This window comes from Streptomyces sp. NPDC048254 (assembly GCF_043201895.1).
Taxonomy (GTDB): Bacteria; Actinomycetota; Actinomycetes; order Streptomycetales; family Streptomycetaceae; genus Streptomyces.
On sequence record NZ_JBICZJ010000015.1, the window covers coordinates 121,638 to 136,583 of the forward strand.

At 69.7% G+C, this 14,946-nt stretch carries 14 protein-coding genes; 8 read left to right on the forward strand and 6 right to left on the reverse strand.

Going from position 1 to position 14,946, the window contains the following annotated elements:
- Window positions 1-10: 10 nt before the first annotated feature.
- The 3 genes from ACGFZQ_RS35070 to ACGFZQ_RS35080 all read left to right on the forward strand — a co-directional run bounded on the left by ACGFZQ_RS35070 (window position 11) and on the right by ACGFZQ_RS35080 (window position 4,499).
- A complete protein-coding gene (locus ACGFZQ_RS35070; RefSeq protein WP_393843739.1) occupies window positions 11-583 on the forward strand; it encodes an HXXEE domain-containing protein in 573 nt (190 codons plus the stop codon).
- A gap of 248 nt (window positions 584-831) precedes the next feature.
- The gene (locus tag ACGFZQ_RS35075; RefSeq protein WP_351734522.1) at window positions 832-1,182 is read left to right on the forward strand and encodes a trypco2 family protein; all 351 of its coding nucleotides are present in this window, start codon (window positions 832-834) and stop codon (window positions 1,180-1,182) included.
- On the forward strand, window positions 1,179-4,499 hold the full coding sequence (locus ACGFZQ_RS35080; RefSeq protein WP_393843740.1) for an NACHT domain-containing protein: 3,321 nt from the start codon (window positions 1,179-1,181) through the stop codon (window positions 4,497-4,499). Before ACGFZQ_RS35075 ends, ACGFZQ_RS35080 begins: the two co-directional genes overlap by 4 nt.
- A 249-nt stretch (window positions 4,500-4,748) precedes the next feature.
- Here ACGFZQ_RS35080 and ACGFZQ_RS35085 read toward each other — a convergent pair whose 3' ends face one another.
- Genes ACGFZQ_RS35085 through ACGFZQ_RS35095 form a run of 3 tightly spaced genes read right to left on the reverse strand, consistent with a single transcriptional unit; the run spans window position 4,749 to window position 6,737 of the window.
- The gene (locus ACGFZQ_RS35085; RefSeq protein WP_393843741.1) at window positions 4,749-5,975 is read right to left on the reverse strand and encodes a lactonase family protein; all 1,227 of its coding nucleotides are present in this window, start codon (window positions 5,973-5,975) and stop codon (window positions 4,749-4,751) included.
- Window positions 5,972-6,484 carry an ABC transporter permease gene (locus tag ACGFZQ_RS35090; protein WP_393843742.1) on the reverse strand — a complete coding sequence of 171 codons (513 nt, stop codon included), beginning with the start codon at window positions 6,482-6,484 and terminating at the stop codon, window positions 5,972-5,974. The genes ACGFZQ_RS35085 and ACGFZQ_RS35090 overlap by 4 nt, the downstream gene beginning before the upstream one ends.
- Entirely contained in the window at window positions 6,387-6,737 is a 351-nt protein-coding gene (locus ACGFZQ_RS35095) for a hypothetical protein (protein ID WP_393843743.1), read from the reverse strand. The genes ACGFZQ_RS35090 and ACGFZQ_RS35095 overlap by 98 nt, the downstream gene beginning before the upstream one ends.
- A gap of 605 nt (window positions 6,738-7,342) precedes the next feature.
- Here ACGFZQ_RS35095 and ACGFZQ_RS35100 point away from each other — a divergent pair.
- Window positions 7,343-8,944: a serine/threonine-protein kinase gene (locus ACGFZQ_RS35100; RefSeq protein WP_393843744.1), complete on the forward strand. Its 1,602-nt coding sequence runs from the start codon at window positions 7,343-7,345 to the stop codon at window positions 8,942-8,944.
- 542 nt (window positions 8,945-9,486) lie between these two features.
- On the opposite strand, the gene ACGFZQ_RS35105 is transcribed toward ACGFZQ_RS35100, so the two are convergent.
- A complete protein-coding gene (locus ACGFZQ_RS35105) occupies window positions 9,487-10,338 on the reverse strand; it encodes an enoyl-CoA hydratase/isomerase family protein (RefSeq protein WP_393843745.1) in 852 nt (283 codons plus the stop codon).
- Window positions 10,339-10,484: 146 nt separating this feature from the next.
- Between ACGFZQ_RS35105 and ACGFZQ_RS35110 the strand changes: the two genes are divergently transcribed.
- Complete coding sequence (locus ACGFZQ_RS35110; protein WP_393843746.1) at window positions 10,485-10,886, forward strand: winged helix-turn-helix transcriptional regulator; 402 nt, start codon at window positions 10,485-10,487, stop codon at window positions 10,884-10,886.
- Between the two features lie 373 nt (window positions 10,887-11,259).
- Here ACGFZQ_RS35110 and ACGFZQ_RS35115 read toward each other — a convergent pair whose 3' ends face one another.
- The gene (locus ACGFZQ_RS35115; RefSeq protein WP_393843747.1) at window positions 11,260-11,763 is read right to left on the reverse strand and encodes a MarR family winged helix-turn-helix transcriptional regulator; all 504 of its coding nucleotides are present in this window, start codon (window positions 11,761-11,763) and stop codon (window positions 11,260-11,262) included.
- Between the two features lie 138 nt (window positions 11,764-11,901).
- Between ACGFZQ_RS35115 and ACGFZQ_RS35120 the strand changes: the two genes are divergently transcribed.
- The 3 genes from ACGFZQ_RS35120 to ACGFZQ_RS35130 all read left to right on the forward strand — a co-directional run bounded on the left by ACGFZQ_RS35120 (window position 11,902) and on the right by ACGFZQ_RS35130 (window position 14,544).
- Window positions 11,902-12,654, forward strand: a complete 753-nt coding sequence (locus ACGFZQ_RS35120; protein WP_393843748.1) for an SDR family NAD(P)-dependent oxidoreductase — start codon at window positions 11,902-11,904, stop codon at window positions 12,652-12,654.
- An 11-nt stretch (window positions 12,655-12,665) separates the two neighbouring features.
- Window positions 12,666-13,574 carry an NAD-dependent epimerase/dehydratase family protein gene (locus ACGFZQ_RS35125; RefSeq protein WP_393843749.1) on the forward strand — a complete coding sequence of 303 codons (909 nt, stop codon included), beginning with the start codon at window positions 12,666-12,668 and terminating at the stop codon, window positions 13,572-13,574.
- A gap of 112 nt (window positions 13,575-13,686) precedes the next feature.
- Window positions 13,687-14,544 carry an alpha/beta fold hydrolase gene (locus tag ACGFZQ_RS35130; protein WP_393843750.1) on the forward strand — a complete coding sequence of 286 codons (858 nt, stop codon included), beginning with the start codon at window positions 13,687-13,689 and terminating at the stop codon, window positions 14,542-14,544.
- A 26-nt stretch (window positions 14,545-14,570) separates the two neighbouring features.
- On the opposite strand, the gene ACGFZQ_RS35135 is transcribed toward ACGFZQ_RS35130, so the two are convergent.
- The gene (locus ACGFZQ_RS35135; RefSeq protein WP_393843751.1) at window positions 14,571-14,942 is read right to left on the reverse strand and encodes a MerR family transcriptional regulator; all 372 of its coding nucleotides are present in this window, start codon (window positions 14,940-14,942) and stop codon (window positions 14,571-14,573) included.
- Window positions 14,943-14,946 lie beyond the last annotated feature (4 nt).

Below are 14,946 nucleotides of genomic sequence, written 5' to 3' on the forward strand. Positions count from 1 at the left end.
CTTCTTGTCCATGAGGGGACATGATGTGGGCGATGCCGGCGCGGGGGTCGGGGCCGGTGTGACCTTCGGGCTGCTGGCTGCTTGGGCGGTGCACGATCTGGAGGAAGTGGCCACGGTGCCGGGCTGGGCACGCGGGCGGGTGCCCGGGCTGCGCCAGCGGTTTCCGCACGTGCCAGAACGAGTGTGGCAGCGCCTGGAGTCCATGGACGGGCGAGCGTTCGCAACGGCCGTCGCCGGGATGGCTGTGGTGGTGGCCGGCGCTGCTGCCGACGGGCACCGCACGGGTGGACGCTCCGGCTTCTACCAGGGGGCTCTCAACGGATTCGGGCTGCACGCCCTGGTGCATCTGGCCCAGGCCGCCGCCGTCCGTGGATACACACCCGGTGCGGTCACCTCACCGCTGGTGGTCATCCCCTTCACGCTGTGGGCGCGCGGCCGGCTGCGGCAAGCCGGCGTCCTGCGCCCGACACGTCCACGTGAGGCGCTACAGGGGCTGGCGCTGGCCGCGGCGGCCACGGCAGGAACGCACATGGCGGCGCGACGGCTTCTGCGCCGGGAGGGGGCGAACAACGACCGAACCTGATCACTCACTTGGGGATGCGCCGAACGGGGGCGCGGCCTTCGGCTGATTCTGTGCTCCGGCCGAGGAATGATCCCCGGCCGGCAAGCCGGTCCCCGTGCCGTGGACCCGAACCCGGCCTGTTCACCTTCGCCCCGCTGACACCGGACGAAGGCTCACAGAACACCTGCGCATGACAGTCTTGCTGGCCCACCTCGCGGGGCTCATCATGTTGTGATCCAAGTACTTTGGCTGTGCGAGGAGTTGAAGAGATGTGGTTCTCTCGCGGCGAGCCGAACAACGGTCCCGGTGACGCCTCCGTCGAGCTCGTGTCCGCCGTACAGGCACTTCGCGCACAGATCACCGAAGCGGCCGCCTCCGACCCCGACTCGGACATTCACTTCCGAGTGGGCCCGATCGAGTTGGAGTTCACTGTTTCGCTGACCCGCGACCGGACGGCCACGGGCGGGATCAAGGCGTGGGTCGTCACAGCCGATGCGGAGCGCAAGCGCTCCACGGCGCACACCCATCGTGTGACGCTCAACCTCACCCCCGTGTCGGCCACCACCGGCGAGAGCCCCGAGATCCGTAACACCGCGCCCGGCCACCGCATCGTCCGATGACCGCGGCCGTCCGCCATCCCAGCCGCTCCCACCTGGTCGCCCTCACCACGAAAGACGACCGGGTGCGTGGCAGCGGGTACCTCCTCAACAGCCGCGTGGTCGTGACCGCGGGCCACGTGGTCGAGGACGTCCCGGCCGAGGATCTTCGTGTCTGCCGGCTGCACTCCCTGCGCGTGACGACGGCCGAGGTTCTGCGGATCGAGAAGGACATCGCCGTACTCCTCACGGCCGAGGACCTGGCCGTGCCGGGTGAGCTGGATCCCGTGGCGTTGCGCGAGCTGGCACCCGACTCGCGCTTCGACGACTGCTCGGCCCTGGGGCTGCCGGCGGTGATGACGCGATTGGCCGCAGGCGTCGCCCCGCTCGAGGCCGCGTTCCGGGTGGCACCCAACAGCGCGGACAACCACGGCTACCTCTCCCTCGAACTTGACGGACACCCGCCGACGGGCCCGGAACCGTGGAGCGGCATGTCGGGTGCACCGGTGTTCCACGCGGGCCGGTGGCTGATCGGAGTCGTCGTGCGCGACTCGACGGGCTGGAACCATTCCCGGCTCGAGGCGAGCCCTATCAGTGCCGTATTCGAAGGGGCGCCGCTCGCGGATGCGCTGTTCCGCGTCCGGCCCTCACCGCCGGTCACCGAGTCGGACGCCCGGGACGCCGCGTTCCTGGACACGTACCGCAGGGAGGCGATCCGCCGCTACGGGCACATCGAGCTGTTCGGGCTCGGTAACCAAGGCCACCTCGCGGACGACATCAGCATCGACCACGCGTACGTGAGTCTCCGTGCGGGTGTTCCTTCGCTCCGCCTGTCGTCGACGGCCGAGCAGTCCAGACCCGTCGAGCCCCTGATCGCGAAGAACACACGGCTTCTGCTGCGAGGCAGCCCAGGGGCCGGGAAGTCCACCTTGCTCGAGTGGCTTGCCGTCTCCATGGCGCGCGGCTCGTGCAAGGGCGAACTCGAACCGTTCAACGACCGGGTTCCCTTCCTGCTGCGCCTGCGCGACATGTACGCGCCGAGATGGAAACGGATCGAGGGACTTGACGGAGTTCCGCCGCGGCCTGGGAAGTTCCTCGAGTTCAGCGGGTTGGCGACCGACTCCGCTCCGCCGGACGGGTGGATTCGCCGGATGCTCGAGCAGGAGCGGGTGCTCCTGCTCGTCGATGGCCTCGACGAGGTGCTGGAGTGCCACCGGGACGGCGTGTTGCGCTGGATCAGCGATCTCCTGCGGGAGTTCCCTGCCCTGCATGTCATCGTCACCGGGCGCCCGGAGGCGCTGCAGCATTGGTCCCCGCCTGCCAGGCTCGGCTTCGTGGAGCTCAAGCTCCTTGAACTCGACGCCGACCAACGGGCAGAGCTCATCCACAAGTGGCACCAGGCGGCGATCCTCGGGGTACACTCCTCACGGCTCGGCGAGGAGGAGCGCGACCGGCGGGTCGCCCGTCTCTCCGCCTACGAGATCTCTCTGACCCGCCATATCAACGCGTCGCCGGACCTCTCCGCGCTCGCCGCGACCCCGCTGCTCTGCGCGGTGCTGTGCAAGCTCCACGAGGTGCACGGCACCCGGCTCCCGCGCTTCCGGCAGGAGCTGTACGCGCGGACCGTCGACATGATGCTCGGCTTGCGCGACGCGGACCGTGAGGTGCCCGAGCCGCTGCCCGGCCTGGACATCGATCAGCGCCGGGCGGTTCTCTCCTGGGTCGCCGGTTATCTGACGGCGGAGGGCGAACGGGAGATCACCCTGACGCGCTTCGACGAGAAGGTGCAGAGCCGGCTGCCCAGTCTGGGTCGGGAGCCCGGTGCCCACACTCCCAGCGAGATCCGCAAGGCCCTGCACGAACGGAGCGGGCTTCTGGTCGCCCCGGCGGAGGACACGCTGCGCTTCAGTCATCGCACTTTCCAGGACTACCTCGCGGCCACGGACCTGGTCGCCCAGCGCTCCTTCGGGCAACTCGCCAGCCACGCCGGGGACGAGATGTGGGACGACGTCCTGCGGTTCGCCATGAGCCAGTGCAATCTTGCCGACACCCGTGAGTTCGTCGCCCAGATGCGGCGCAAGGCACGGCGGGTGACCAACCGGAGGCAGCGCGCGCGCATGCGCATGGCCGCGGCAGCGTGCATTCCCTACGCGGTGCAGATGGAGGAGGAGGACCGGGCTGCGCTGATCTCGGGGATCGCCAAAACGTTCCGGGCCGCGGCGAAGGAAGAGAGCAAGTCATTCACCGCGGACTCGGAGAAGGCCCCTGCTCAGCCCAGCGGGTCGGACGACGACAGTCTGCCGCATGAGACTGACCAGTACGCCTCGGTCGGGCCCGACCTGCTTTCGGCTCTGCAGCGTGACTTCGACTGGCAGGACATGGACCTCTGTCGCAGCGCCGCCCAGTTGGCCGGCAGGCTGGGAGGCTCCGAAGCTCTCGCCTTCCTGTCCCAGATGCCGTTCGAGCAACGGAAGAAGCTCGCCTCTGTACTCGTCGGCATATGGGAGAGCTGCCCGGGTCAGGAATACGCCGATGCCGTACTCGCCGGTTTGGACGTCTCCCGGCTTTGGGCCGACTCGGTCGAGCAGCTCGACCAGGCGCACGTCCTGGGCTCGGTGGACGGCCTGACGGTGCGCAGGGCCATGCCGCTCGCAGAGGTCGTCTCCTTCGCCAACAGACATCGGACCAGTCTTCTGAACTGGACCCCCACCGGCCTCAAGGACACCGAATCCTTCGACCTTCTCCGCGAGGCAGAGGGGCTGACCAGCCTGCTTCTTGGAATCGCGCCGGCTACGAGTGACCCGCTGTTCATCGCCTCCATGATTCTCATGCCCAATCGGCAGTATCGGGAGTTCCGGTTCACCCTTCCCGCGCTGCCTGGAGTGCGGGATCTCGCGCTCACATCCATGCCCCTCGACTGGTCGGCGCATGTTGCCGGCTGGACGAGCCTGGCCCAGGTCTGGCTCAACGGCTCCGCGGTGGCAGGGATCGATTCGCTCCGCGACCTGCCGGCGCTCACGCAGTTGTCCGTCTCGTGCACGGCGCGGCAATTCACCGTGCCCTCACGCCTCGGCCACGGCGGGGTAACCCACCTCGGCCTCATGATCCATGGGTATTACGGAGAGTTGAGGCGCGAAGAGATCGACCTGACGGGTCTGCCGACCGCGTTCCCGGCCCTGCGCCGCCTTACCCTCGGTTTCACGGGGCTCGACTGGGAAGCCGACCTGACGGGGCTCGAGCGCATGCCGGACCTGCGGATACAGCTCCTCGGCGTACCACGGAACCACCCTGGTATCCGCGGCGCCGAAAACTTCCCCCGGGAACGGATCAAATGGGGCTGACAGGCTCAACCCTTCGCCGCCCGGCCGGCGCCGTCGTACACCGGCGGCGATGCCCGTGACCGGCCATGAGCCGGCTGCGCCGACGCAAGATGCCCATGGCCCTCGATCACCGTCCAGCCCGCAGGACACAGTAGTCAGGGCTGCCCAACGCCATCCGCTGTCGCCCCCACCGTCGATGTGCCGGCCCAACTGGGCCCGCAGCAGGATCCAGTGAGACCACGGCTCGGCCTGGTGGTGCTCCTCGCGGCCCTACTCAAGACGGGCTGTTGAGGCGGACACGCGGAAGCTGATGCAGTCCGGGTTCGGTACGGTCACGGACGCGCCGGTGTCCGTGAGCCGCCCGGACCGCGGGTCGACGCGGAAGAGGTTCACCGTGCTGCTCGCCTCGTTGGCGACGAACAGCCACCGCCCGCCTGGGTGGAGAGCAAAGCTCCAGGGTGTGACGCCCGCACAGGAGATGCGCTGCTTCTCGGCGAGCAGGCCGGTCCTGGGGTCCGAGGAGAAGACCACCAGGGTGTTCTCACCCCGGTTGGACGTGTAGACGAAGCGGCCGTCGCGGCTGATGGCCAGTTCGGCGGCGCTGGTGGTGCCGGTGTGGTCCGGCGCGTTGGTCGTCAGGCTCTGCAACTTGGTCAACTCTCCGCGCGCCGTGTCCCAGCTCAGGGCCTGGATGTCGGCGGTCAGTTCGTCGAGCAGGTAGACCGTGTGGCCACTCGGATGGAACGCGAGGCGGCGTGGCCCTGACCCCGGCGCCGTCGCGTAGGCGCCGGGGCCGTCAGGTGTGGCGGCGGACAGGGCGCGGGTTTCCTGGTCGTAGCGGTAGACGAAGACCCGGTCGGCACCGAAGTCCGCGACCAGAGCGAACCGGCGGCTCGGGTCGATGACCACATGGTGAGGATGCGGCCCGAGTTGTCGCGGGTTGGGGCCGGAGCCGGTGTCCTGCACGCGGGAGGCCACCGTACCGAGGCCGCCGTCCCGTTCGATCGGCACGGTGGCCGCGGTGCCGGCCGCGAAGTCCGCGACCAGCAGGGTTTGGGAGCGAGCGTCCACGCCGATGTACGACAGTCCGCCGCTGCCGGCCGGCACGCTCTCCGTCTCGATCTCGCCGATCTGTTCAAGGGCCGCCGAGGTGTCGTCGATGCGGAAGACGCGGATGTATCCGCCCTGTTCGCTGCCGGCGACGTACAGGACCGGGCGGGTCGGGTGTGCGGTCACCCAGTTGGAGGTGACCTGCGCGACGGATCCGATGGGCGTCATGGTTCCGTCGGCCGGGTCGAAACGGATCGCGTGGACCTGTCCCCGTCCCCAGGTGCCGACGTAGACGAGGTCGCCTCCGCGGCTCGATGTCGCCTTGGCCGGAGCGGCGGCCGACAGCGGCACGGCGGTGGCGGCGGTCGCCGTGACGGCGCCGAGCACGGTTCTGCGGGTGAGCCCTTGGGGCCGGTGCCCACCAGGGAGGTGAGGGGATGCGTTCATCGAGCGTCAAGTCCCTTCTCGTTCTTCGGATGTGCTCCGCCCCGGTCCCGGCGCGGTGTCCGGCGGGCTGCGAGGCCGAGGCGTTCGAGGGCATAGGTGTCGAGCGCGGTGAGCGCGCCGTTGAGGACGAGTGTCATGGCTACGAGGATGATCAGTCCGGCGAACTCGCTCGCCGCGTCCAGGTTCTGGGCCGAGGTGAACAGCTGATGGCCGACGCCTTCGGAGGAGGCGATGAACTCGCCGCCGATGACGCCGAGGATGGCCAGTGGTCCGCCCGTCTTGAGCGCGGCGAAGAACGGGGCGGCGAGCGTCGGGATCGTGACGTAGCCGAGGACGTGGTGCCGACGGCCACCCATCACCTGGACGACCTCGACGAGTTCGCGTTCCCGCAGCCGCAGGCCCAGGTAGACGTTACGAGGAGACGGTCTCCGCCCTCTCGCGGTCCTCGTCGGTCCACGGCCCGGTGCCGGGAGCGGGGTTGCCGAAGACGTAGTCGATCTCGGAGCCATGGCAGGCGCGGCGCGGGCCGGGTCCCTGGGCCGGGGCGCGATGCGTCCAGAAGTACGTCCGGACGGGGCGGGTGGCGTGCCGGGTCCAGTCCGTGGCCCACAGGTACGTCGAGATGCGGGAGTTGTCGCGCACAGCCTGGCTGCTCGCCCACGCGGCCTCGTCGTCCGTGGCGGCCGGGTACAGCCGCAGGAACTCGTCGGCCAACTCCCCGAACTTCCGCCGGGCGGCGTTGACATGCTCGTCGAGAGTCACCTGGACCGGCGGGGCACCGGTCCTGCTCGACCGCGGACTTCGTCAACGGCGGCCACGAGTGGTTCGTCTGGCGCCGGCTCATCAGGGACTTCCTCACCCGCACCGCCTTCTTCCCACCCGTGACCGGATGAACCAGCACACCCGCCCGACACGGCCGGGCCCCGAGCCAGTCGTACGCCGGGCGATCCGGCTGAGAAGATCCTCGCGTCGTGGGCCTGCCGCACACCCGTGACTCCCTCGACGGCCTGGTGGCCGCGGCCCAGGCCGACCGCGACGGCCGCCGGACCGCCGCGTGAGGAGGCCTGGACGGTCTCGCCGGCTGGGTCCTTGCCGATGAGATAGGCGGCGGCGGTCGCAAGGGCGCTGAACACAACGGCACCGTTGGGGCAGGCGAGGAACTCGGTGGTGATCTCGGTGAACCAGCGCGGATCCTCTTCGGCGACGAAGTGCCCCGCCGACGCAGCCGTGCCCAAATGCCCATCTCCACAACGGAGTTGATGGCCGGTTCCCCACTGTCGCTCCGCTATGCTCGGCCGCGTTCGAACAGAGAACCGTCGGCGGCGGCCCTTCCGCGCCGCCGGAAGAGAGACGTGAGAGAGCGTGCGATGTCCCGAGACGGCGATCACCAGGCCGCGCCCCGTTCGGACCGCGAGCCGGAGCAGCTGATCGCCGGCCGCTACCGCCTCCACGACGTCCTCGGCAGGGGCGGCATGGGTACGGTCTGGCGCGCTCACGACGAGTTGCTGGACCGTCCGGTCGCCGCCAAGGAGCTGCATGTCCTCGCCCAGGACGACGAGTCGCAGCGCACCCGTGTGCGCCGAGCCGTCCGCGAGGCCCGCGCCGTCGCCCGGGTGCCGCATCCCCATGTGGTCGGCGTCCACGACCTGGTGGAGTCGGAGCGCGGCCTGTGGATCGTGATGGAACTCGTCGAGGGCCCCTCCCTCGCCCACCGGATCGCCGACACCGGACCGCTCACCCCGCAGCACACCGCCGCCCTCGGGTTGCAACTGCTCGACGCTCTGGAGGCCGTGCACGCGGCCGGCGCCCTGCACCGCGACGTGAAACCGGCCAACGTCCTGCTGCGCCACGACGACAGTGCCGTCCTCACCGACTTCGGCATCGCGGCACTGGACGACGGCCAGTTCCTGACGACCACCGGTGAACTGGTCGGTTCCCTGGAGTTCATGGCGCCCGAGCGGGTGATGGGGGCGGAGGTGGGCCCGGCCTCCGATCTGTGGTCCCTGGGCGCGACCCTGGCCACGGTCTGCGGCGGGCAGTCCCCGTTCCGCAGACCGGCGGCACCCTCGACGCTGCACGCCGTGGCGTACGAGGAACCCGCCCTGACGGAGCGGCTCGGCCCGCTGCGGCCGGTCGTCGAGGCGCTGCTGCGCAAGGCCCCGCAAGAGCGCCCGCAGTCGGCCGTCGTACGGTCGGCGCTGTGGAGCGTGGCATCGGGGGCCACGTACGTCGAGCCGCTGCCGACACCGACGGTGCGCGTGTTCGCGCCCTCCCCGGCGCAGACCACGGCAGCCACCGCGTCGTTCACGGCCCCGGCCGCCTACGCGGACACCGTCACCGGCGGCCACCACCAGCTCCATCCGTCCGGGACGGCGGGCCCGACCGGTACGGCGATGACGGCGCGGCACACCACGTCCGTCGGCGCCCCGGTCGCCCCGCCGTCCCCCCGGAGAGGGCCGAGGCGGCTGCTGTGGGCGCTGGCCGGCACGGTCGTCCTCGCGGCCGGTGTCGTGGGCGGTCTCTTCCTCACCGGCATACTGCCGCCCGAGGACGGCCCGAAGACGACGACCGTCAACCAGGTCGTCGAGTCGGCGACCGGCTGGCAGAAGGTGCCGGGAGTCTCGGTGGCCAAGGGCGACCAGGTCACGGTGCGGTTCGTCGCCGGGGAATGGACGGCCGACACCCGGAACATGCCCATGACCGGGCCGGCCGGGTACGACGCGGAGACCAACCAGCGGCTCGACGGCGCGCAGGACTGCAAGGTCAAGGCCTCGGCTCCGTTCGGCACCCTGGTGGCGCGTCTGGTGGGCACCAAGGACTTCCCCATTTACGCGGTCGGAACGAAGCTGACGTTCCGGGCCACCGGGAACGGTGACCTGGAGCTGGGGATGAACGACACGGCCGGGTCCTGCTCCGAGGACAACAGGGGCTCGCTGACCGTGCGGGTGAGCGTCACCCACGGGTCCTGACGGCGACGCGGCCGGCCGACCCGTCCGCCGCCGCCGCCCGCGAACCGGCGGTGGCATGCCAGGGCACGGTCACCGGCGGATCTCGCTGATGTCACCGGGCCGACCGCCGCCTGCTCCGCCGTTCTCAGGCCGCTTCGGCCGCGCGGGACCGGGCATGATCCGGGCCGGGTCACCACCGACCTGGCGGTGATGCTCGCCGACGGGGCGAGTCCATCGCCGTCCGGCCGTGCTGCGGGACCAGGCAGGGGTGTTCGGCACGGTCGCCCCCACACCCACCGCTTGCCCACACCCACCGCTTGCCCACACCCACCTCTTGGCGGATGCCCGCCAACACCGACGAGGCAGCACTCGCTTCGCTGTTGCCGACCGCGGCAACCTCGGCATCACGCACGCCGCTCGATCTTCCGCAACGGTGCTTCCGACTACCTCGACGCCACGGGCGCGGACATTCATCGATTCGCGACCGCGTTGTGAGCTCGGAGCCAGTCCTGGTGCCGCAGATTCCAGGGGCGGCATCGGAACCGGCCTGTTCTGGTGCGGGTTCAGTCGGTCGTTCCCGAAACGGGCCGCAGCCGCCGGAACAGCCCCTCCAGGTCGCGTTCCCCGTCCGGTGTCTGGGCGCCGCCGCCAAGCCCTCCAGCCATCAGCTCTCCGGCTGCCGGAAGGAAGACCAGCCCACCCCACGCCTCACTCTCGCGCACCATTCCCTCGCTGAGATCCGCGGGGCGGATGGCGCTCTTGGCGGCCGCGACGACGCCGTCCGACAGCCCTGCGATGTTGCGGGCGAGCTGGTCCACGAAGTCGTCCAGCTCGTCGGCGGGCAGGGCACGGTTGACCCAGCCATAGCGTTCGGCGGTACCGGCGTCGAACAGTCCGGCTCCGAGCACAACCTCGAGCGCCCGATTGCGACCGATGCGGTGGGCGAGATACTGGGTTCCGCCGCCACCGGGGACGATGCCCATGAGGGCCTCGATCTGTCCGAGGCCTGCCCGGCCAATGGCAGCGAACGCCAGGTCGGCGGCGGTCACGAACTCCGCGCCACCGCCACGGGCCAGCCCGGCCAGCTTGACGATGGTGACCTGCGGCTGCTTCCTCAACTGCTCGTTGAGGGCCTGGAACGGATTGAGGTCCTTCGGCGCGCGGGCCATCAGCTCTGCTACGGCGCCCTGGTCCTCGCCAAGTGTCATGTCGACATGGGCGATGAAGAAGTCCGGGTCCGCGCTGTCGAAGACGATCACCCGGACTGAGGCGTCGTCAGCCAGTGAGGTCAGCAGGCTGCTCAGCTCGGTCATCAAGCCGAAGCCAAGGACGTTGACGGGCGGGTTGTCGATGGTCACGTGAGCGACGCCCGTATCGATGGTCACGTGGAGATGTGCGTAGTCGTGCTGATTCAAGGCTGTCCGTTTCCTGGCCCCGTCGTTCATGCGGTGCCAAGGGGCCTGAGTGCACGTAGTTACCAGTGGATACGTACTGTTGTGGTGTCCGGACGAAGCGTCAATAACGCACTCTGGGCATCCCAGGGATCCTGGAGGATACCGATATGAGTGCTGACGCAATGGCCGGCGTGGACCGGGCAGACGCGACCATGCCGGCCTTCCGGGCCGACTGCCCCGCGCGGCCAATCCTCGACCAGATAGCCGACAAGTGGTCGCTGATGGTGATGGCAGTGCTCGAAGAACCGAGGCGCTTCAACGACATCAAGCGGCGACTCGAGGGCATCACCCAGCGAGTTCTCACCCAGACACTGCGCCGGTTGGAGCGCAACGGCATGGTCGTGCGCACGGTACTGCCCACATCTCCCGTGGGAGTCGAGTACTCGTTGACCCCGTTGGGGCACTCCCTCCGTGAGCCGTTCAGCCACCTCTACGTGTGGACCGTCGAACACGCCGGCCAGATCCGGGAAAGCCAGGCGGTGTACGACCGCCGAGGCTTGGAGGAGTGAAGTCACCTCGAAGGGCGCCGAGACGGCCCAGCACGTCTTCCACCCGCACATCCACATCGCGCCCCGCCAGACCGACGACGGCCGGCCTCTGCCCCGGACAAGAGCGCGCCTGTTCCGCCCTGGCGACCCGAGGCCGTCCGCTCCCTGTCCACCCAGTGGACCGGCAACCAGTCGCTGACCGTCCTGAAGCTTCGCTGGAAGCCCGGTGGGCCCGGAAGACGGGTGACCACGTCCGCCGGATACCGGCGGGGGCATGGTGGAGCTGCCCCTCTCTTCGGTCGGCCGAAAGGACGCCGTGCACCGGGTCGACCGGTCGCGCCGCGGCCGGCAGAACCTGCGGTGTCACCGGCTCGCAAGGTGTGGAGGCTGCTTCTCAGCAGTCCGTTTCTTCAGGGGCGATCGACTCTCGCTGGGCGGTCTGCGCGACCCGGGAGAGGAGGGTGCGCAGTTCTTCGGCGTCCCGGTCGCTGAGCTCGGCGAGGAGGCGTGCCTCGGCGGCGGACAGGCCTTGTCGTACCTGCTTGAGCCGGGTGCGTCCGGTGTCGGTGATGAGGACCTGGCGTGCACGTCGGTCGCGGGGGTCGGGCCTTCGGGTGATGAGTTCGTGTGCTTCGAGGTCGTCGAGCAGGTAGGTCATCACGGTGCGGTCCAGGCTGACCTCTTTGGCGAGGGCAAGTTGTGTGGGTGGTTCGCCGCCGGCCAGGGCGACCAGTACGAGGTAGCCGCGCGGACCTCCGGGCAGTTCGGAGACGGATTCGGTGGCGACGCGGCTGAACGCGGCGGAGACCATGCGGATCGCCCAGCCCAGATCGGTCTCCAGCGCCAGGTCTTCGGTCTCGCCGCGCCGCTTGTCGTGTTCGGAAGTTGCTGCGCTCACCCGTCCAATCTAGCACCCAAGCGCTACCTCACAGATGTTCTTGCAAGCAGAACATCTGCTGTGCATAGTTGTTGAGGGAGGGCGCCCTGCGTGGGATCCGCCCGCTGAGGCGTTATGACAACGACGAGAGAGACCGAGATGAACATCAGCACCGCTTTGCGGGGCAGTACCGCACTGGTCACCGGAGCGACGTCGGGTATTGGCAAGGCCGTCGCGCAGAGCCTGGCCCGGCAAGGGGCCGAGGTCGTGGTGCACGGGCGGGACCAGGCCCGTGGTGAGGCCCTGGTGAAGGAGATCGCGTACGAGGGTGGCATCGCCCGTTTCGTCGCCGCTGATCTCACCGACGCCGAGGACACACTGAAGCTGGCCTCGCGGGCCGGCGACGTGGACATTCTGGTGAGCAACGCGGGCCTGTACGAGTTCGCGCCGACCCCCGCGACCGACGCCGCGAGTTTCGACCGGCACATCGCGGTCAACACGCGGGCCCCGTTCCTGCTGGTCGGTGTCCTGGCGCCCGGCATGGCGGAGCGGGGACGGGGATCGATCGTGCTGGTCGGGTCGAGTGCGGCGCGTATGCCGGCTCCGGTCGGCGCGGCGTACGGTGCTTCCAAGGCCGGTGTGGAGATCCTCACCCGGTACTGGGCCACCGAGTTCGGCCCGTCCGGCGTGCGGGTCAACGCCGTGTCTCCGGGCCCCGTGCACACCGAGGGCACCTCGGCGATGCTCGGCGAGCACACCGCGGTCCTGGACAGGACCAACGCGCGTGGCCGGGCGGGCGACCCGAGCGAGATCGCCGGTATCGTCTCGTTCCTGGTCGGCCCGGCCAGCAGCTACGTCAACGGCTCCATCCTGTTCGCCGACGGCGGCGAGCTCAGCGCTCTGCCCGGCTGAGGCATGGCGCTGTGAACGTCTTCGTCATCGGCGCCACCGGCTTCGTCGGCCGCGCCCTCGCACGCCATCTGACAGCCCGCGGACACCTGGTCACCGGCCTGGCCCGCACCGACGCCGCCGCAGTCGCGCTCGCCGCGGACGGGATCGCCCCCGTGACCGCAGACCTGGATTCCAGGCGCTCTGCCACGATCGAGGCGGCCCTGCGGGCCGATGCCGTCCTCTACACCGCCCAGCCCGACCCGGTGCTCGAGACGGAAACCGTCGAGAGCCTGACCCGCGCCATGGCGGGAACGGGAAAGACGTTGATCTTCCTCTCCGGCAGCGGTGTGCTCCTGCAGCGCACCGCGGGTGCCTGGAGCCAGGACAGTTTCGCCGAGCACGACCCCTTCACCGTCGAACCCCTGGCGACCTCCCGCAAAGCCGCCGAGGACACCGTCCTGGCCGCCGCCTCCGACAGGCTGCGCGCCATGGTCGTCCGCCCCGGCCTGATATGGGGCCCCGGCGACCACGGACACGTGCCGATGACCTACCAGTCGGTCGCCGCGACCGGCGCGGCCTGCTACGTCGGGCCCGGACTGAACACCTACAGCCACGTCCACATCGACGACGTGACCCGCCTGTTCACCCTCGCCCTGGAAGCGGGACGCCCGGGAGGGCTCTACCACGCTGTGGCCGGGGAAGTGCCCAACCGCTGGATCGCGGAGAGAGTCGCGGGCGACCTCGGCTGCGACACCCGCAGCGTCACACCGCAGGAAGCGGCCCTGGTCTGGGGCGAGTTCGGGGCCCTCGTCATGGCAGCCTCCAGCCGGCTGCGTGCCGTGCGCGCACCGCAGGAACTGGGATGGCGGCCAGAGCACACCGACATGCTGTCCACGATCGGTGAAGCACGTCTGCGGAAACTCGGCACCCGCAGCACGTGACGGACGTCTCGCCGCCATGACGGCCGGGCCTCGGGCGCCGGCCGGCGGACGCCGCACCCTGTGTGCCCGGCGCAGCACTCACATTCACTCGTACACCGAAAGAGGGGTGCTCATGAGCACTTTCGACTGGGTTCCGGAGGGTTTCGAGATCCGCCGGATCCCGACCAACAACACCAATCTCGCCGTCGCGGTCGGCGGCAGCGGCCCGGTTCTGGTCCTGCTCCACGGCTGGCCGCAGACCTCACGTGCATGGGCGCGCGTCATGCCGGACCTCGCCGAGCGGCACACCGTGGTAGTACCCGACCTGCGGGGCACCGGTTCCAGCGATCGCCCCGAGGCCGGTTACACAAAAACCAACCAGGCACGTGACATGCAGGGGATCCTCAAGGAACTCGGCCTCCCTGGCCCGGTGGCTGTGGCCGGCCACGACATCGGCGCGATGGTCGCCCTGGCATGGGCAGCCGCCTACCCCGACGACATCGACCGGCTCATCCTGGTCGACGCGCTGCTGCCGAGCCTTGGTCTGGAGGAGGCGATGAACGTCGCCGAGGGCGGCATGTGGCACTTCGGCTTCTTCATGACCCCCCACGTCCCCGAGATGCTCTTCGACGGGCACGAACTGGAGTTCGTCACCGCCACCTTCACCGCCATGTCCAACCCCGGCACCTTCAGTCCCGACGACCTCACCGCGTACGCGGATTCCTACACCGGGCGGGACCGGCTTCGCGGCGGCTTCGAGCACTACCGCACCCTCCTTGAGGACGGACGGGACAACCGTGCCCTGCTGGCCGACCGGCCACTGCCCATGCCCGTCCTGGCCATCGGCAGCACCCACTCCGGCACAGCCGCCGCCGATGCCCTGAGCCCGCACGCGAAAAGCCTGCGAAGCGAGGTCGCGTCAACGGGGCACTTCGTCGCCGAAGAGGATCCCCGCTGGTTCACCAAGGTCACCACCGAGTTCCTCGCCTGAACACCGGCGAGACCGTCCAGACCTCCTCATGCGGCGGTCCGGCGGCCGTCCCGGTCGGCCCGGGCCGCGGCCATCAGGCCGTCGAGCGAGTCGCGGGTGCGCAGCAACTCCTCAATGTGGGCGGAGAGTCGGTCGCGCTCCTGGGCCATGCGTTCCAGCGCGGAGTCGGAGTTCTCGTCGCTGGGCGCATCGCGACACGGCATCAGTTCCATGATGGTGCGGCTCGACAGCCCGGCCACGTACAGGCGCTGGATGAAGTCGACCCGCTCGATGTCGCCCTCTGTGAAGTGCCGCTGCCCGCCGCTGCTACGGGTGCTGACGAGCAGTCCCTGCTCCTCGTAGTAGCGCAGCGAACGGACACTCACCCCGGTCCGCGCCGCGAGTTCACCGATCCGCATCTCA